Source organism: Marinobacter sp. CP1 (genome assembly GCF_001266795.1).
In the GTDB taxonomy this organism is placed as follows: domain Bacteria; phylum Pseudomonadota; class Gammaproteobacteria; order Pseudomonadales; family Oleiphilaceae; genus Marinobacter; species Marinobacter flavimaris.
Window position 1 is genome coordinate 3,563,619 of sequence record NZ_CP011929.1, and the last position, 17,977, is coordinate 3,581,595.

14 protein-coding genes and 1 tRNA gene are annotated in these 17,977 nt (G+C 49.9%); 13 read left to right on the forward strand and 2 right to left on the reverse strand.

What is annotated here, in order from left to right:
- The first annotated feature begins 183 nt into the window (after nt 1-183).
- The 13 genes from ACP86_RS16445 (at nt 184) to ACP86_RS16505 (ending at nt 16,006) form a co-directional block, all read left to right on the forward strand.
- Entirely contained in the window at nt 184-3,021 is a 2,838-nt protein-coding gene (locus ACP86_RS16445) for a class I SAM-dependent DNA methyltransferase (protein WP_053114804.1), read from the forward strand.
- Complete coding sequence (locus ACP86_RS16450; protein WP_053114805.1) at nt 3,018-4,034, forward strand: virulence RhuM family protein; 1,017 nt, start codon at nt 3,018-3,020, stop codon at nt 4,032-4,034. Before ACP86_RS16445 ends, ACP86_RS16450 begins: the two co-directional genes overlap by 4 nt.
- A 30-nt stretch (nt 4,035-4,064) precedes the next feature.
- Complete coding sequence (locus tag ACP86_RS16455) at nt 4,065-6,155, forward strand: DEAD/DEAH box helicase (protein ID WP_053114806.1); 2,091 nt, start codon at nt 4,065-4,067, stop codon at nt 6,153-6,155.
- Nucleotides 6,145-7,308 (forward strand): GIY-YIG nuclease family protein, encoded by a 1,164-nt coding sequence (locus ACP86_RS16460; protein ID WP_053114807.1) that lies wholly within the window; start codon nt 6,145-6,147, stop codon nt 7,306-7,308. The genes ACP86_RS16455 and ACP86_RS16460 overlap by 11 nt, the downstream gene beginning before the upstream one ends.
- A 54-nt stretch (nt 7,309-7,362) precedes the next feature.
- Nucleotides 7,363-8,286 (forward strand): ATP-binding protein, encoded by a 924-nt coding sequence (locus tag ACP86_RS16465; protein WP_053114808.1) that lies wholly within the window; start codon nt 7,363-7,365, stop codon nt 8,284-8,286.
- 34 nt (nt 8,287-8,320) lie between these two features.
- A protein-coding gene (locus ACP86_RS16475) for an IS3 family transposase (protein WP_094182521.1) occupies nt 8,321-9,408 on the forward strand; the annotation gives its coding sequence in 2 pieces (ribosomal slippage) (nt 8,321-8,573 and nt 8,573-9,408; 1,089 coding nt in all).
- An 86-nt stretch (nt 9,409-9,494) separates the two neighbouring features.
- Nucleotides 9,495-10,424 (forward strand): hypothetical protein, encoded by a 930-nt coding sequence (locus ACP86_RS16480; RefSeq protein ID WP_144422724.1) that lies wholly within the window; start codon nt 9,495-9,497, stop codon nt 10,422-10,424.
- A 106-nt stretch (nt 10,425-10,530) separates the two neighbouring features.
- On the forward strand, nt 10,531-12,438 hold the full coding sequence (locus ACP86_RS16485) for a P-loop NTPase fold protein (protein WP_200905070.1): 1,908 nt from the start codon (nt 10,531-10,533) through the stop codon (nt 12,436-12,438).
- Nucleotides 12,438-13,304 (forward strand): Qat anti-phage system associated protein QatB, encoded by an 867-nt coding sequence (gene qatB / locus ACP86_RS16490; protein WP_053114811.1) that lies wholly within the window; start codon nt 12,438-12,440, stop codon nt 13,302-13,304. The genes ACP86_RS16485 and qatB overlap by 1 nt, the downstream gene beginning before the upstream one ends.
- Nucleotides 13,301-14,557: a Qat anti-phage system QueC-like protein QatC gene (gene qatC / locus ACP86_RS16495; RefSeq protein WP_200905071.1), complete on the forward strand. Its 1,257-nt coding sequence runs from the start codon at nt 13,301-13,303 to the stop codon at nt 14,555-14,557. The genes qatB and qatC overlap by 4 nt, the downstream gene beginning before the upstream one ends.
- Nucleotides 14,557-14,910 (forward strand): TatD family hydrolase, encoded by a 354-nt coding sequence (locus tag ACP86_RS23525; protein WP_200905072.1) that lies wholly within the window; start codon nt 14,557-14,559, stop codon nt 14,908-14,910. The genes qatC and ACP86_RS23525 overlap by 1 nt, the downstream gene beginning before the upstream one ends.
- Before the next feature lie 38 nt (nt 14,911-14,948).
- Complete coding sequence (locus ACP86_RS23530) at nt 14,949-15,332, forward strand: TatD family hydrolase (RefSeq protein ID WP_264752436.1); 384 nt, start codon at nt 14,949-14,951, stop codon at nt 15,330-15,332.
- A gap of 209 nt (nt 15,333-15,541) precedes the next feature.
- Nucleotides 15,542-16,006, forward strand: coding sequence for a hypothetical protein (locus tag ACP86_RS16505; RefSeq protein ID WP_053114813.1), 465 nt, complete (start codon nt 15,542-15,544; stop codon nt 16,004-16,006).
- Nucleotides 16,007-16,128: 122 nt separating this feature from the next.
- Here the strand turns inward: ACP86_RS16505 and ACP86_RS16510 are convergent.
- Both ACP86_RS16510 and ACP86_RS16515 read right to left on the reverse strand, forming a co-directional pair.
- Nucleotides 16,129-16,205, reverse strand: a tRNA-Pro gene (locus tag ACP86_RS16510).
- 114 nt (nt 16,206-16,319) lie between these two features.
- The gene (locus ACP86_RS16515) at nt 16,320-17,963 is read right to left on the reverse strand and encodes an FMN-binding glutamate synthase family protein (protein ID WP_053114814.1); all 1,644 of its coding nucleotides are present in this window, start codon (nt 17,961-17,963) and stop codon (nt 16,320-16,322) included.
- Between the last annotated feature and the right edge of the window lie 14 nt (nt 17,964-17,977).

Here is a 17,977-nt window from a genome sequence, read left to right on the forward strand (position 1 = left end):
CTCCTTGCGACTTACGGCTGGTGGTGTTTTCCAATTGGCCTAATGCTAACGGTTACTTACAGCATGGCCGGACGTGGCCCTGTTCTATCACTTCTCCGGATCGGCTGGTAGACTTTCCTGTTGATCAGTTTCCTGGTTTCAATTAAATCAGCACCTTACGAGATTGTTGAAGGCGTATTGTCAATGAACGCAGTAGAAATCGAAGAAGCCATATCTGAACTTGCCCTGGAGGCGTTCGATAAAGACGAATTCCCCTTCGCCTTCCTACGTGCCTTTGGCAACAAAGAAACCACTATCAAGCGCCTTAGAGCTGGCACCACCAACAAGTCAGATCTGGGCGGCGTGTTACAGACCAACAACATCCACATTGCTGTGACCGGTACTGGAGAGGTGACGCAAAAGCTGGGGGAGCTCAGGGAGAGCCCCGCGACTGCACGGGCTAAAGCGCGATTTATCCTATCTACGGATGGCGTTTATTTTGAAGCTGAAGATCTCGAAACGGGTGAAACGGTTGCCTGTGAGTACGAACAGTTCCCTGACCATTTCGGTTTCTTCCTTCCGCTGGCGGGTATTTCTACCGTTAAACAGCTGCGGGATAGCTCTTTTGATATACGGGCGACCAGCCGCCTGAACCGCCTTTATGTTGAACTGCTGAAAGATAACCCGGATTGGGGCGGCAGTGAGCAGCGCCATGAAATGAACCACTTTATGGCCAGATTGATTTTCTGCTTCTTTGCTGAAGACACCGATATTTTTGCCGGTGAAAGCCTGTTTACGGACACCGTAGAGCAGATGAGCGCCCGGGATTCCTCCAACACTCATGAAGTGATCAGCCAGGTCTTCAGGTCGATGAATACCCGGGCGGCTGACCGGCAGGCTGAGAAGCTGCCACGATGGACAGAGCGTTTCCCCTATGTGAACGGCGGCTTGTTTTCCGGCAGTATCCGAGTACCAAAGTTCAGTAAGATCGCCCGCTCCTACCTTCTTCACATTGGAAACCTGGACTGGACTCAGATCAATCCGGATATCTTCGGTTCGATGATCCAGGCCGTTGCCGATGATGAGGAGCGGGGTTCGCTCGGAATGCATTACACCAGCGTTCCAAACATCCTCAAGGTGTTAAATCCACTGTTCTTAGATGACCTCCGAGAGAAGCTGGAGGAGGCTGGTGATAACCCTCGAAAGCTTCTGAATCTCCGTAATCGAATGGCTCGGATTCGAGTGTTTGATCCTGCTTGCGGCTCCGGAAACTTCCTGGTAATCGCCTACAAACAGATGCGCGAGATTGAAAACAAGATCAATGAGCTACGGGGTGAGCCGGGTCGGAAAAGTGATATCCCACTTACGAATTTCCGGGGTATAGAGCTGCGTGATTTCTCGGCAGAAATTGCCCGCTTGGCGCTGATTATTGCGGAGTATCAGTGTGATGTCCTTTATAGAGGGCAGAAAGAGGCGCTTCAGGAGTTTCTGCCTCTCAATGCCGATAATTGGATTACGTGCGGTAACGCTTTGCGGATCGATTGGTTAAGCGTATGTCCCTTTACGGGATTGGATGCGCCAGCATATTCGGATGATTGTCTGGAATCAAAAGCCTCAGAGTCTTATGTCGATTTTGAAAACGAAGGTGGAGAAACATACATCTGTGGTAACCCGCCTTATGTTGGTGCCACGATTAAACCTCCGAAAGGAGCAACCAAGGAAGTTAGAGAGCGGTTAAAAAAAGAGGACGAGAGTCGCAAAGCGGATCTACATGCGATATTTGAGGGAAGGGCAAAGACTTGGAAATCTCTTGATTATGTCTCAGCTTGGTTCATGAAGGCTGCGGATTATGGTTCAAAAACAAATTCAAGTGCTGCCTTCGTTTCTACTAACTCAATATGTCAGGGGCAGCAAGCGCCAGTCCTATGGCCAATGATTTTTGCGACAGGTCATCGAATTAATTTTGCACATACATCATTTAATTGGAAGAACTTGGCGGCGAACAATGCGGGTGTAACTGTCGTTATTGTGGGTATATCAAAAGGTGCCAAGAAGCGACCTCGTATATATAGCATAGATAAATTTGGGAATAGTGAAATTAAAGAAGTAGATAATATTAATCCTTATTTAGTGCCAGCTCAGAACGTTATCGTTGATAAAAGCCGATCGCCACTGAGTCCTCTGCAACCTATGACAAAAGGTAGTGCCCCAACTGACGGAGGATATCTTTTATTGGACAAGGACGAGGTTGATTTGCTTGATATAGATGATGTCCAGAGAAAGCGGGTTGTTAGAAGGTTTCTTGGTTCTGATGATTCCATTAATGGTAGAGCAAGGTTCTGTTTGTGGATGACCGACGCTGACTTAAATTTGCTGTCTTCGAGCGAGAGTATAAGCGAACGACTCCGTGCCGTGAAAAGTATGCGGTTAGGCAGTAGTAAGAAATCAACGCAGGAGCTTGCACGAAAGCCTTACAGGTTTGGCGAGGTCCGCCAAAATGGCAATGAGCTCCCAATTGTTGTCCCCAGACATAGCTCGGAGAGTAGAGAGTATTTACCATTTGCGGTTGGGAAGAGGGGAGACATTGTCGCCGATAGTGCCTCTGCCATCTTTGATGGCCCTCTTTGGAATGCAGCAGTTCTAGCCTCTCGATTACATTTGGTGTGGGTCGCGACAGTCTGTGGGAAGATAAAAACCGACTACCGATACTCAAATACACTTGGTTGGAATACCTTTCCTCTGCCAGTTTTAACGGAAAAGAATAAGGCTGACCTGACCATCTGCGCTGAGAATATTTTGATCGCTCGAGAAAGCCATTTCCCGTCGACTATTGCAGAGCTTTATGATCCAGAAAAGATGCCTGCAAATCTTGCTGATGCGCATGAACAAAATGACGAGGTCCTTGAACGAATTTTCATAGGTCGTCGCTTTAAGAATGATACCGAACGATTAGAAAAGCTCTTTGAGCTCTATACCAAAATGACCTCAAAGCAGCCGGGTCAAGCCAAAAGCGTTAAGCCGAAACAAGGACGTAACCAGTGAGCGAATTGATCCTCTACACCTCCGATGACGGCCAAACCCAACTCCACCTGCGAGCAGAGAATGGCAGCGTCTGGCTTACCCAGCTCGAAACAGCGGAGCTCTTCCAAACCACAAAGCAAAATGTGTCACTTCATGCCAAGAACATCTTCGAAGACGGTGAATTAACTCCGGAGGCAACTGTCAAGGAATCCTTGACAGTTCGCACCGAAGGTAGCCGCCAGGTTCAACGCAAAATAAGCCATTACAATCTGGATCTAATTCTGGCCATTGGTTACCGCGTCCGTTCCCCTCGTGGTGTCCAGTTCCGGCGATGGGCCAGTGCGCATTTGAAGGAGTTCCTGCTCAAAGGCTTCGTTATGGACGACGAGCGCCTGAAGAATCCCGGTGGTTGGGACTATTTCGATGAATTGCTCGAACGTATCCGCGAGATACGGGCATCTGAAAAGCGGTTTTATCAGAAGGTGCGTGACCTTTTCGCTCTTAGCTCGGATTACCGGGCCAGGGAGCGGGAAACCTCTATTTTTTTTGCTGAGGTACAGAACAAGCTGATCTACGCCGTTACCGGTTACACAGCTGCTGAGCTGGTGCTGAAACGTGCAGACCCGGATCAGCCGAACATGGCCTTGACCACGTGGAAGGGTTCCCGGGTGCGCAAACAGGATGTGATCATCGCCAAGAATTACCTGACTGCTGACGAAATGGATAGCCTCAACCGCCTGGTGGTGATCTTCCTCGAGCAGGCGGAATTGCGGGTGAAGCAACAGAAAGACCTTACGCTGGAGTTCTGGCGCAACAATGTGGATCGCATGTTAGCCTTCAACGACCAGCCGATTCTGGAAGGGGCTGGTTCCGTCAGCCGGGAAAACATGGAGAAGATCGCTCACCAACGTTATGACGAGTTTGACCAGAAGCGTAAAACCAACGAAGCAAGGTTGGCTGACGAGGAAGACCTCAAGGAGCTTGAGCAGCTCGAGGATCAGGTGAAGCGCCAGGCTCACACGCCGGATAAATAATCAGACTGGGATTAAAACAGGAAGTACCCAATGACTAAAACCGTTCCGTCCGTATCAGTCTCTTATGCCCGCAACGGCAGCTCTACCAAGTCCAATGAGCTGGGTATGCGGCCAATGCAAGAGCGTGCCTTTGAGCGGCGCGGAGAGCAGTATCTGCTGATTAAATCGCCGCCGGCATCCGGCAAGAGCCGGGCATTAATGTTCATTGCTCTGGATAAGCTGCACAACCAGAGTTTGAAACAAGCGATCATCGTAGTACCGGAGAAATCCATCGGTTCCAGCTTTGCCGATGAACCGTTGAGCGATTTTGGTTTTTGGGCTGATTGGCATGTGGAGCCGAAGTGGAACCTGTGCAATGCACCAGGTTCTGATAATGGCGGTAAGGTTAAGTCCGTGGGTGCCTTTTTGGTTAGTGACGATAAGGTGTTGGTGTGTACCCATGCCACGTTTCGTTTTGCGGTGGATCAGTTGGGTATCGAGGCGTTTGATGATCGACTGATTGCCGTGGATGAGTTCCACCACGTTTCCGCTAACCCAGATAACAGGCTGGGGGCGCAGCTGGGGCAGTTCATAGCCAGAGATAAAGTCCACATTGTTGCCATGACAGGCTCGTACTTTCGAGGTGACGCGGAGGCAGTGCTGGCTCCCACTGATGAGTCCCGCTTTGATACGGTGACTTACACCTACTATGAACAGTTGAACGGTTACGAGTATCTGAAACAGCTCGATATTGGCTATTTCTTTTATTCTGGCTCCTATGCGGACAGCATTCTGGAAGTCTTGGACCCGAACGAGAAGACGATCGTCCACATACCGAATGTGAACTCCCGTGAGAGCACCAAAGACAAGATCCGGGAAGTTGAGCACATAATTGAGGAACTGGGTGACTGGCAGGGTACTGATCCTGAAACCGGGTTCCAATTAGTCAAAACCTCAAGTGGCAAAGTACTGCGCATTGCTGATCTGGTGGATGACGATGCTTCCAAGCGTGACCGAGTATCTGCTGCGCTGAAAGATTCTGCCCAGAAGAATAACCGTGATCATGTAGACATCATTATTGCTCTGGGGATGGCCAAAGAAGGCTTTGACTGGATCTGGTGTGAGCACGCTTTAACCGTAGGTTACCGTTCGAGCCTGACTGAGATTGTGCAAATCATTGGCCGTTCTACCCGGGATGCACCCGGCAAAACCCGCGCACGTTTTACCAATCTCATTGCAGAACCGGATGCCTCAGAGCAGGTAGTAACGGAAGCGGTAAACGATACGCTCAAAGCCATAGCCGCCAGTTTGCTTATGGAGCAGGTACTGGCTCCTCGCTTCGAATTTAAGCCTAAAGCAACGGCTACTGGCCCAATTGAGGGCTATGACTATGGTGAAGACGGCTATGATCCGAATAAGTGTAATGTGGGGATTAATGAGGAGTCTGGTCAGTTCCAGATAGAGATAAAGGGCCTGGCTGAGCCAAAGAGCGAAGAGGCATCCCGAATTTGCACGGAAGACTTGAACGAGGTGATCGCCAGCTTTGTTCAGGATAAGAATACGATTGAGCGGGGCTTGTTCGATGAGGAGATGATTCCGGAAGAGCTTACCCAGGTCAGCATGGGCAAGATCATTAAAGATCGGTATCCGGAACTGGATGAGCACGATCAAGAGGCCGTGCGGCAGCATGCTATTGCTGCGCTGAATATGACCCAGCAAGCGAAACAGGCCTTGCTCGAAACGATCGGGGGCAGCGAAGGTGAGGTAGGCGGGGCCGGTGGTGAATCGAGCACCAAACCGAATACCGCACTGATAGCTGGTGTGCGAAAGTTTGCCATGGACGTAACCGAGCTAGATATCGATCTGATCGACCGGATTAACCCGTTCAGCGAGGCCTATGCCATTTTGGCAAAGACTATGAGTGAGGACAGTCTTAAACAAATTGCGTCTATCATCTCGGCCAAACGCACAACCCTGTCTCCGGATGAGGCAAAAGAGCTGGCGATCCGCGCTGTGAAATTTAAGCGAGAGCGGGGTCGGCCGCCCTCCAACACCTCTCAGGATGCCTGGGAGAGGCGAATGGCCGAGGGGGCCGCCGCGTTCATGAGATATCGAGAAGAGGGCCGTTACGATGGATCTTGATGAGCTCAGTGCAGAGCTACAGGACTTTGCCCAGCCAAAGAAAGAGAAAAGCCGCAGCGCCCGGGACGAGCGGATTATTGCCGGCTTTGCGGAAGTTCAGCGCTTCGTGGAGGAACATGGCCGGGCTCCACAGCATGGCGAAGACAATGACATCTTCGAACGCCTGTACGCCGTGCGCCTCGACCGGATTCGTTCGCTGGAGGAATGTCGTGAGCTAGTGGCTGACCTTGATTATCAGGGGCTGTTGGATGGTAAGGCAGCTGTTCAAAGCGAGTCTGCCGAGGAGCTGGATGATGAGGAATTGCTCGCAGAGCTTAGTGATATGGCGCCTGCTGGCGGACTCACTGAGTTGCGCCACGTTCGCTCTACCGCCGAGAAACGTGCGGTAGAAGACATTGCCAATCGCACAAAATGTGAGGACTTTGACCAGTTCAGGTCGCTATTCCAGCAGGTAGAGGCAGAACTCAAAGCCGGGATACGTGAGACCCGTCGCTTTGGGCAGGACGCCAGTATCGAACAGGGCAATTTCTTCATCCTGAATGGCCAAATGGTCTACGTGGCAGAGGTAGGGGAGGCCTTTAAAGCTCCCAACGGCGAAAGAGATGCCAGGCTACGGGTGATCTACTCCAATGAGACTGAAAGCGACATCCTGCTCCGGTCTCTCCAGCGAGCCCTCTACAAGGATGAAACCGGTCGCCGGGTTACAGAGCATGATGCCGGCCCCTTGTTTCGTGATACCTGGGATGATGACGACGTAGAAAGTGGGACCATTTACGTGCTTCGAAGCAAGTCACAGAATCCGTTCGTGGCTGAGCACAGAGAGCTGATCCATAAGATCGGAGTGACGGGTGGCAAGGTGGAAGCACGCATCGCCAACGCCGAGCATGATGCCACCTATCTGTTGGCAGAGGTGGAAATCGTGGCCACATACAAACTGGCCGGGATTAACCGAACCAAACTGGAAGCGCTGCTTCATCGCGTGTTTGCACCTGCCCAGTTGGATCTGGAGATCAAGGATAGGTTTGGGCACCCCGTGAAGCCTAAGGAGTGGTTTCTGGTGCCGCTATCGGTGATTGATGACGCGGTTGATCGGATTCGGGATGGGTCAATTACTAAAGTAATTTATAATCCCGAGACTGCCAGGCTGAGTTGATCTGAATTAATTATTCAGATAATCGTTTTTTGTTTTTCGGAAGGGATCAGTGAGATGGATATAGAAACGAGTAGTGCAATTAAGTTGTTCTTTCCGAACCCTTCCTTGCAGCTGGTTTATTTTGAGGCTATCCACAATTCTTTAGATGCAAACGCGACGGAAATTGACATTAATATTGATGTGCTTTCGTTTGAAAGGGTGGATACTTTAAAGATCACGATATCTGATAATGGCGATGGCTTTAACGAGGATAATTTTAATCGATTTAAAACCCTGTTGAGGCCAAGGGACAATTTGCATAAGGGTATTGGTCGTCTTGTTTTCTTGAATTACTTCAAGAAAATATCTGTGCTGAGTGAGTGGGGAAATTCTCGTCGGTCATTCGTTTTTAAAGAAAATTTCTCTGGTGAATCTGATTATGACGAAACGGATGTTCCATTGGATAAGAGAACAGTCCTTGTGTTTACCGAATTTGCCAATGAACGCATAAAATCCTACGATAATTTGAAGCCTGATTCACTCAAAGAGCAGGTGATTGACCAGTTTTTACCAAAATTCCAAGATTTACGGACTCAACGCATACCTTTTAAGATAAGGATTACACTTAAGGCAGATGAGGAAAATGTTAAAAAGGGATTTATTTCATCTCAATCTGTAATAACTGAGAATGATCTGCCACGGTTTTCGACTGTTATAATCGAAGATGTAGAGTTTGATGCTTTCTCGAAAATTAAGATGCACTATCACATTGAACGATCGCAAGGCAAAGGGCGTCAGTTTACCGCATTTGATATTGATGGTCGTACCGTTCCAGTTAAACTCTTATCACCCGGGGCTGTTCCAGCGGGATATGATTGTATTTTTATTTTTGAGTCTGAACTTTTTCACACAAACTCAGATTCTTCTCGGCAAAAACTTGTTCTCCCAGATGGAGTTCATGAGGTAATCCCCCCGAAAAACAGCGGTGATCGAAAGTAGAATTTTCCGTAAGCTACACGCAGGGAGATTCTGCATGAAGAAGTCACGTTTTTCCGACAGCCAGATTCTGTCGATCCTGAAGCAAGCCGAGAACGGCGTCCCGGTTCCAGAGCTGTGCCGTGAGCACGGCATGAGCAGCGCTAGCTTTTACAAATGGCGCGCGAAGTTCGGCGGAATGGACGCATCGATGATGGCCCGTTTGAAAGAGCTGGAGGATGAAAACCGCCGGCTCAAGAAGATGTATGCCGAAGAACGGCTGAAGGCTGACATCCTCAAGGAAGCCATCGAAAAAAAGTGGTGAAGCCGTCTCGTCGCCGTGAGATGGCGCAGAAGGCCGTCACTGAGAAGCGTGTCAGCGTTCGCCTGGCGTGTTGGATGTTCAGCATCAGCGAGACCTGCTATCGCTACCAGGCCAAGCTCAGCAGCGAGAATGCCGAGATTGCCGACTGGCTGATTCGATTGACCCATAATCAGCGGAACTGGGGCTTTGGTCTGTGTTTCCTGCATTTGCGCAATGTGAAAGGCTTTGCCTGGAATCACAAGCGGGTGTACCGGATTTACCGGGAGCTGGAACTGAATCTGCGCATCAAGCCCAAGAAGCGCCTGGTTCGTGAAAAGCCGGAGCCTTTGGCTGTGCCGGACAGGATCAACGACAGTTGGTCGATGGACTTCATGCACGACCAGCTCAACGACGGACGCAGTTACCGGCTGCTGAATGTGATCGATGACTTTAACCGCGAAGGCCTTGGCATTGAAGTGGACTTCTCGCTTCCGGCAGAGCGCGTTATCCGATCACTGGAGCAGATCATCGAATGGCGGGGCAAGCCTCGTTCTATTCGCTGTGACAACGGCCCAGAGTACATCAGTGGCAAGCTGGCGACCTGGGCGGAGAACCAAGGCATTGCTTTGGCGTTTATCCAGCCCGGCAAACCCCAGCAAAATGCCTATATCGAACGCTACAACCGAACGGTGCGTTACGATTGGCTGGCACAATATCTATTCGACAGCACCGAAGAAGTCCAGGATTATGCCACTCGTTGGCTCTGGCACTACAATCACGAACGACCCAATATGGGACTCGGAGGGATTACCCCTCAACAGAAGTTGGCTATGATGGCCTGAGGTCTACTTTTGAACCCCGCTAAAAATGGGGGGATTACCATGAGGTTTCCTTGAATCGATTGCTCACGAGAGAGGTGGGAAAGATCTTGGCAGAAAAAATACCTCAGATAAACGAGAATAATCGGAAAATTAAAGACGGTTTTGAACAGAAGTTTCCTCATCTACTTGGATACTTTGAGGAAGAAACTGCAGGTTTGATCGATAGAGATGATGCTTTGCAGATTGCTCAGCAGAAGTTCTTTCATGTTCAGAAAGAGATTCTTCAATGTGAAGAAATGACTGACCGGGAGTATGAAAAGTCGCTCGAGTTGTCGTCCCGAACTCTCACAGAGTATATTTTGTATCGTGAAAAAATAATAAGAAGAATGAAAGAGATGACTAAAGATAATAGCGAGTCGGAAATACATAACTTGATTGTTCCAAGATATAAAAAGTTCTCTAAGGAGTCAATGGTTGAAGGTGTTTACCAAAATAATGCCTGGCTTTTAGATGACAAGTTTATGAATTTTCGGACTGTCTTAAGTGAGGGGCGAATGGATGAAGTGATCCAGCATATCCGTTTAGATGAAGAGGTTTCTGGGGAAGACGGAAGGCCTGATATCGCGATGATTTTTTCTGCCGATCCAAGTTCAGAAAAACCTGTTGATGTGGTTATGATAGAAATAAAAAAGAAGACTGATAATGAAAAGGAAAACCAGTATTCAGTTAATCAATTGATGGATCGAGCATCTAAGTTAATAGAATTCTGTCCGAATATTCAGAGAATGTGGTATTACGCAGTCATACAGATAAGTGAGCAAATGTCATCAAGGCTGAGGCAGATGAATTGGACTCCTATTTACTCTACTGGTAAAACATTTTATCAGGAATTCAAAGCGTTCAAAGAAGATGGAACAGTAGTTCCAGCCCCCACCTTTGTAATGTCTTTTGATGCAATAGTTTCAGATGCTGAGAGTAGAAATCATACATTTTTAGAGATTTTGCGAGATGGAATGAGAAAGCTATCTCAAGCGTAGCAGTCATGGTGCGAAAACGTTACTTTGATGGTTTACGAAATCTAAGGCTCCTATTTTTAAGATTTGCTTTCGCTAGAGGTTCGCTGACCTTCTTGCTGGCGCAACAGTGGATTATCTAGAAGCCAAACTGGAGGGCTATAGCGTGTGGCATGACAATGAGACTACTGTTGATTACGTTAATTTTCGCCTGGTCGCGAAGGCTTGCGCCGAGCTTATTCGGGATGCAGGGGGAGAGCCGATTTCGGTTGGCATATCTGGTGGTTGGGGGATGGGCAAATCCTCCCTCGTTCGAATGGTCGCATCAGAATTGTCGCCCGATCAGGGGGATAGCCAAAAATCCGATGAGCAAGGTATTACAAGGTATATCGTTGTTACCTTCAACCCATGGCTTTACCAAGGTTTTGAAGACGCCCGAACGGCACTGCTGCAAACTGTAGGAGACGCGGTTCTTAAAGAGGCGGAGCAGAACGAGGGGCTGTTTGACAAAGCCAAGTCCCTGGTCAAACGAATTAACCTCTTGCGACTGGCCCAGCTCGGAGGAGAGACGGCTGCGACGATATTTACTGGAGTGCCCGTCGGTCTTATCGGTAAGGCTTTGGATTCGGGCACAGAGGCTTATAGAAACAGTTCTTTTCAAGAAGGGTACGCTGCTGCACAGGAGGCGCAATCTGCCACGAAGGGGCTTTTGGATGAAGCGCAGCCAATTTCGCTACCCAAGGAAATTCAGTCATTTCGTGACGCACTTGAAGAGCTACTGAATGATTTGGGAATCACGTTGGTCGTCTTTGTCGACGACCTTGATAGGTGTTTGCCGAAAACTGCAATTTCAACGTTGGAGGCAATACGCTTACTGCTGTTTTTGAGACAAAGTGCTTTTGTTATCGCAGCCGACGATGTTTTCATCCGCGGTGCTGTGCGAGTGCATTTCTCTGGCACTGGCTTGGATGATGATATTGCAACTAATTACTTTGATAAGCTTATTCAAGTACCGCTGCGTGTGCCAAGACTTGGTCCCAATGAAACCAAAGCTTATACCGCATTGTTATTCTTGGAGCGGGCGCACCGGAATGGGCATCTAAATGTCGAAGCTTTTGAAGCTGCGAAGGTGAGCGTCGAAACTCGCTTAAGGGAAACATGGACCGGAAAGTCTGTAGACTTGGTATTTCTCGAAAGTCTCTCTCCACCAGGAAATTCTGAGCTTCTTGGTTTAATGGGATTGGCAGAGCGGTTGGCTCCGCTTCTATTCAATGCCAGTGCTGTGCAAGCTAACCCGAGGCTGGTCAAACGTTTCCTTAATACTGTTTTCTTGCGCAAGGCCTTAGCTAAGCCACAAAACATCGATGTGGACGTCCAGATTTTGGCAAAGTGGCATCTCCTTGAGCGGTGTGACGAATCAATTGCAAATGCGCTTGCAGAAAAGGTTTCTGCTGAGAACGAAGGCAAAGTCTTAATTCTTCGAGAGGCAGAGGAATCTGCGAAGGCGGACGATCAAAAGCTTCCCGCACTGTTTGGCGATAAAGAATTTTCGCGCGAGTGGCTCAGACTCGAGCCGCCTCTTGGCGATATGGACTTGAGGCCTATATTACATCTAAGCCGAGATAGTACGATCAGGGATTTTGGTGCTGATGAGCTAAATGCTGCTGGTAAGGCGTTACGTGATTCGCTCGTTTCCGCTCGGACATCAAATGAGGCGTTAAAGCAACAGATTCGAGAGGCCGGGGAGGTGCAGTCAGGTCTTGCTATGGCAAGGGCATGGAATGCACGGCGGTCCAATAGAACCTGGCAGAAGCACGAGGAAATTTTGATGTTGACTGAGGTCTGTCGCATCTATCCAAGCGCAGGGCCACGTGCTGCGGCATTTATTAGCCAAGCGCCTGTTGTTGAACTTGCGCCCGGATTTGTTTCTGCTTTGACGGACTGTGACTGGGCGAAGGAGGTGCTGGACAAATGGGTAGGTGATGTAGATACACCTGAGTCTGTGAAAAAGGCAATTGCTCATGCGAGGAAGAAATAATGGGTACATCTGCATCGAGTGCGGGTGCCGGCACAGGCGTTCCTTTTGATCCGCCATGGTTGGATGACGCTAAAGCAGGTATTGACAGCGAATACGCGGATGTTCCCCTTAGTCCGGGGACAGCGCCCTCAGACGATGCCGGCAGCACGGACGGTGGCGAGGATAATCAGAATCCCACGATGGCACCCTCAAGTCCGGCCAAAGCTCCCCCGGGAAGATATCAACAGGCTCGTGCCGCTTTGACTGAATTTGTAAAGTCTGGCAGCAGTTCCGATCTGCACCGAGGTGTATCAAGCTTCGTGAGAAAGGGGATGGGAGGATCATCCAGAGCGGCGAGTCGAATGCGCGCGAGTACAGTCGCTGCATCATCATTGGGCGGGTTCCTCGCAACGGCTCGCGACGGTTCTGATTTGGGCATAAATGCCTGGGTCGATTCAATAAAGAATCGCGGGCTTTCTGCAAAGGAGACTGCTCTTGAGGTAGTGCAGAAACTGATTCCCACAGGAGGGAGCGTTGACGAAGACTCTGCCAGGCACTCCATGGACCATGCTATTGCGCATCTTTACGAAGTGGAACCGAATACCGATATTTTCAATTTGACGGATGATCAAATCGCCAACTTGATGGCTTACACCGTGGCTTATGATGTTTATAACCGAGTTCAACTTGAACTTGGCCAGGTATTTGAAAAGCTGAAATACAGCCCTCGGTTAATACAAAATCGCCTGGGGCAGGTACTGGATTACGTGATGGTGGTGGTCAATCGGTCAATGGAAAAAGCGCGGGCGGGAGATGCACCACGAGCTATGAGAGAGTTGGCGAATGCCGCTCTCAAAGACGCACTGACGGTGTTTGCTGAATCATGAAAATTATTTGTTCGAGTGTTGATGCGTTGCCAGATCCTTTACCTTCTGGTTCACGGGCCTTCACATTTTTGGAGTCATCATCTCGGCCAGAAGTTGGTCGCATAGCTCACGGCTGGACTCGAGAGTTGGAGAAGGAAGGTTATGCCCCATCAGTTCCAGTATGGGATTTTGTACTTTTTTGCTTTGCTGTCTATGCAGCCGATGTGTCTGTTCTTCGTAAGGAAAGCGCTGATGGTTGGACTCGTCAGATTGAACTTGTTATCTCGCTCAATGACCCTGCGCCATGGGAGGCCAATCGTCAGCTTGTCGAAAAGATGTTGCGCGTATTGACTGGTGACTTTTGGGCGTTGCAATTCTCATCGGGTGGTCCAATACCACCTAGAGGTCAGCCTAGGCTTTGTGATCGAGACTCTGTCGCTTTGCTCTCCGGTGGACTCGATAGTCTAATTGGTGGGATCGATGCCGTATCTCAAGGGCGTAAACCAATCTTTGTTTCGCAACTCGCCTTTGAGGATTCGGCTCGACAGATTAAATATGCCAATGACCTTGGTGGTGGTGAATGGCATCAGCAATGGAGTCACCGTGTTGTTTTCAAAGGAAAAAAAGAAACATCCACTAGGGCGCGTTCGATGGCGTTTTATGGGCTGGCGGTACTTGCAACATCGCTTCTGCCAATGGAGAAATCAGAGATACTCGTGGCAGAAAATGGGTTCATAAGCATCAACCCACCTCTGTTGCCAGGAAGGATGGCTAGTTTTAGTACCAGAACAACACACCCACTATTCATGACCATGCTTCAAGACCTGTTGGTAGGTCTCGATATCAAAGCCAGTCTAATTATGCCATACCGGTTCAAAACCAAAGGTGAAATGCTGGTTGAATGTGCTGATCAGTCATTGTTGGAGTTACATGCTTGTGATTCGACAAGTTGTGGCCGCTTTCGCACATACAACCGAACGCACTGTGGACGTTGTGTGCCATGCATGGTTCGTAAGGCGGCCATCAAGCATTGGGGGAAAGTTGACACAACAAATTATAAGTTTCGATCATTGTCTTCCGCGGGCAAGATAAAGGCGGATGATCCTATGGCGTTGGCTTGCGCGGTTCTCTCTTCGGAGCAAAAAGGTATTGATTATTTTCTTGGGGCCACTTTGTCGTTTGCCTCGCAGGCAGATCGGCCCCGCTACCGCCGTGTTATTGAGCAAGGCTTGAAAGAGCTATCGGTTTTGCTTCGGAGGGACGGCGTAATTTGATGGATTTTCATTGTCACTTGGATCTCTATCCTGATGCGCGAAAGGTTTATTCGGAAGCATCGAATAGAGTTGAATTTGTATGGTTGGTCACTACCAGCCCGAGAGCTTTTGCAGCGACATCAAAGGTGCTGCCTGCCACGGATAAAATATTCGTTTCACCAGGACTTCATCCAGAAGTTGCCGATAAAAAGTCCGGCGAGTTGGATCTGTTGCTTTTGCAGATGGAGGGGTGTTCGGGAGTTGGTGAAGTAGGTCTTGATGGATCTGCTCGGTATAGACAGCATTTCGACCTTCAGATAGACATACTACGGGCTGTGCTTCAAAAAAGTGCAACCCTTGGGGGCGTGTCCTAAGTATTCACTCTCGATCGGCTGCAAAGAATATATTAGATTTGCTCGAATCTCAGCCTCGCTACGGAATAGCGGTTCTCCACTGGTTCACCGATTCTCCGTCGCAGCTTTCCCGAGCCAAAGAGTTGGGCTGTTGGTTTAGTGTTGGGCCTGCGATGCTGGCTTCTTCTAACGGCAGAAAATTGGCAGGTTTAATGCCCCGTGATCGTGTTGTTTCTGAAAGTGATGGGCCATTCGCTAAAGTTCGTGGCGTGTCTTTGATGCCGTGGGATGCTGCCTCCGTGACGTTCAAGCTTGCTGAAATATGGGGGATGCAGGTAGATCAAGTTGATCAATTGCTCAAAGCTAACGGAAAAGTTTTGATGCATTACCTCGCTAGACCAGGGGATACGCTCGAATGGAAACGGTCAAAGGCGCCGGCGTAGTTAAAATGAGGGGGCTATAGGTCTGCGACGTCTCAATGCTCTCGAAATCTCGCTCTTATTTTCATCCGTGTCATATTTTGGCATTTGCGAAGTGCCAACGACTGGAATTCCGAGCTGGCAGGATTGCCATTATTTGCCACAACTTTTACCAGGTCATGCCACTTTCTGTTGGTAGTGTTTTGAGAACACAACAAGAAGGGAGTGCTGTCATGGGTTTTGTTTCGTGTCTTGAGGATCAGCAAAAGCGATTTGAGTCAGACTGTCACATTCTTCATCGCGATATTCAGTCGGGAAGGGCGGATGGAGAGTCTGCCAAAAAGGATGCCCTGCGTTTGCTTGGTGATGCTCAGGTGTGCTGGGCTAAAGTTATGAAATACGTGGATGAATTAACTCTCCCAGAATTCGATAATTGGGAGGGGGCACAGGAGCTTCGTGACCGATGCTCTAGCTTAGAAGGTGTTGTCTCCAGGGTCGAGCAGGAATCGTCGCGTATAAGCGATCTGGCTGGGTTGCTGTTTCTACACAATCAGGTATTGCAGGAACAGTTGAAGCAAGAACGCATTCGCTGCAGACAATTTGAGAGGGATTTTGAGAAAATGGGGCGTGAAGATTTTGGCCGACTGGTGGAGCCGTTCTTAACTAAAGGGATGTTTGCGAAGCACGCGAAACGGTGACCGAGTGGTGACGAGATTTTTAAGGGTTTGAGAAACGGTGACCAAACGGTGACGAAAAGGGCTGTTTTGCAGAAACAACAAAGCCCGGCTCTTTCGAGACCGGGCTAAGTGTTTGATAAAACTGGTCGGGACGGTAGGATTTGAACCTACGACCCCTTGCACCCCATGCAAGTGCGCTACCAAGCTGCGCTACGCCCCGATTCGCTCTTTGCCACATCGAAACTTGAGAGTATTCTCAGTGGCTTAGCGGGAGCGAAGTCTACACGAGCCCATGGAAAAAATAAACATCCGACGGCGATTTTGATCGCAATTTTTAGCGTAGCTTGGTCTCCCGAAGTTTGAGGATGAATTCCGGTGGTTCGAAAGTATCCGCCCGGGCTGATTCCCAGTACTTATCGAACACAGTCAGGTCTGTTTTTCCCTCCAGCAGGGCCCCCGGTTCAAGGAACGGGAAAAGGTCCATGTAAGAGTGAACTTCGGTTTTAGACACCCGCCGGACAACGTGTTCCGGACCAAGCTCGGATGGATGCTTGAGCCCGGAAGCCTCAAGCAGGTTTTGCAGCGCGTCCAGAGTATTCTTATGGTAGTTGTACACCCGCTGGCTCTTGAGCTCCACGTCGAGCTTGTTGCCGCGCCTGGGGTCCTGGGTGGCCACGCCGCTCGGACAACGCCCTGTGTGGCAACTGAGCGCCTGTATGCAGCCCAGGGAGAACATGTAGCCACGGGCCGCGTTGCACCAGTCCGCACCAAGGGCCAGGGTTCGGGCTATGTTGAAGGCCGAGGTGATCTTGCCCGCTGCGCCAATGGCGATGTCTTCCCGCAAATGGGTGCCGACCAGTGTGTTGTGAACCAGCAGAAGTGCCTCAGTCATGGGCATGCCAAGGCGGTTGATAAACTCCAGTGGAGCGGCTCCTGTGCCGCCTTCACCTCCGTCGACGACGATGAAATCAGGTTTTCGACCGGTTTCCAGCATGGCTTTGACGATGGCGAACCACTCCCAGGGGTGGCCAATGGCAAGCTTGAAGCCGACGGGCTTGCCGCCAGACAGTTCACGCAGACGGTCAATGAACTCAAGCATCTCGATGGGGGTTGAGAACGCCGAATGACTGGCGGGAGAAACGCAATCCTCACCCACCGAAACGCCCCGGGCTTCGGCGATCTCGGGAGTCACCTTTGCACCCGGCAAAATTCCGCCGTGGCCCGGTTTTGCACCCTGAGATAGTTTGAGTTCTATCATTTTGACCTGTTCAATCGTGGCGTTCTGCCGAAACATATCTTCGTTGAACGAACCGTCTTTGTGGCGACAGCCGAAGTACCCTGAGCCGATCTCCCAGACCAGATCGCCACCTGGCTGTCGGTGGTATCGGGAGATGGAGCCCTCTCCGGTGTCATGATAGAAACCGCCCATTCTGGCACCGGTATTCAGGCTGAGTATGGCGTTGGCGGAGAGTGAGCCGAAGCTCATGGCCGAAATATTGAACACACTTGCGCTGTACGGTTTTTCACAGTTTTTTCCGATCAGAATCCGGAAATCGCTTCCGCTCAGGCGGGCAGGGGCGAGGGAGTGGTTCATCCATTCGAATCCTTCCTCATACATGCCGAGTTGGGAGCCAAAAGGGCGCTTGTCGAGGACATTCTTCGCGCGCTGATACACGATTGTGCGTTGCTCCCGAGAGAAGGGACGCTCCTCGGTGTCTGACTGGATAAAATACTGGCGGATTTCTGGCCCGACGGATTCGAGCAGGTACCGGAAGTTGGCCATGATCGGGTAATTCCGGCTGACCGTGTGCCGTCTTTGCAGCAGGTCGTAGGTGCCAAGGGCTGCGAAGGCACCAAAGATCAGCGGAAACGCCAAGCTTACGCCTGCGAACATGACCAGTCCAAAAGAGACGATAAAGCCGATGATGCTGAGCGCGTAGGCCGAATAGCGAAGCGGAAAGGTCTTGGTTTTTTCCATGGGATCCTCTGGTT

Bases quoted from the DNA above. Each gene is read 5' to 3' on its own strand.
- ACP86_RS16445 (WP_053114804.1), top strand. From the start codon at position 184: ATGAACGCAGTAGAAATCGAAGAAGCCATATCTGAACTTGCCCTGGAG.
- ACP86_RS16455 (WP_053114806.1), top strand. From the start codon at position 4,065: ATGACTAAAACCGTTCCGTCCGTATCAGTCTCTTATGCCCGCAACGGC.
- ACP86_RS16460 (WP_053114807.1), top strand. From the start codon at position 6,145: ATGGATCTTGATGAGCTCAGTGCAGAGCTACAGGACTTTGCCCAGCCA.
- ACP86_RS16465 (WP_053114808.1), top strand. From the start codon at position 7,363: ATGGATATAGAAACGAGTAGTGCAATTAAGTTGTTCTTTCCGAACCCT.
- qatB (WP_053114811.1), top strand. From the start codon at position 12,438: ATGGGTACATCTGCATCGAGTGCGGGTGCCGGCACAGGCGTTCCTTTT.
- qatC (WP_200905071.1), top strand. From the start codon at position 13,301: ATGAAAATTATTTGTTCGAGTGTTGATGCGTTGCCAGATCCTTTACCT.
- ACP86_RS23525 (WP_200905072.1), top strand. From the start codon at position 14,557: ATGGATTTTCATTGTCACTTGGATCTCTATCCTGATGCGCGAAAGGTT.
- ACP86_RS16505 (WP_053114813.1), top strand. From the start codon at position 15,542: ATGGGTTTTGTTTCGTGTCTTGAGGATCAGCAAAAGCGATTTGAGTCA.
- ACP86_RS16515 (WP_053114814.1), bottom strand. From the start codon at position 17,963: ATGGAAAAAACCAAGACCTTTCCGCTTCGCTATTCGGCCTACGCGCTC.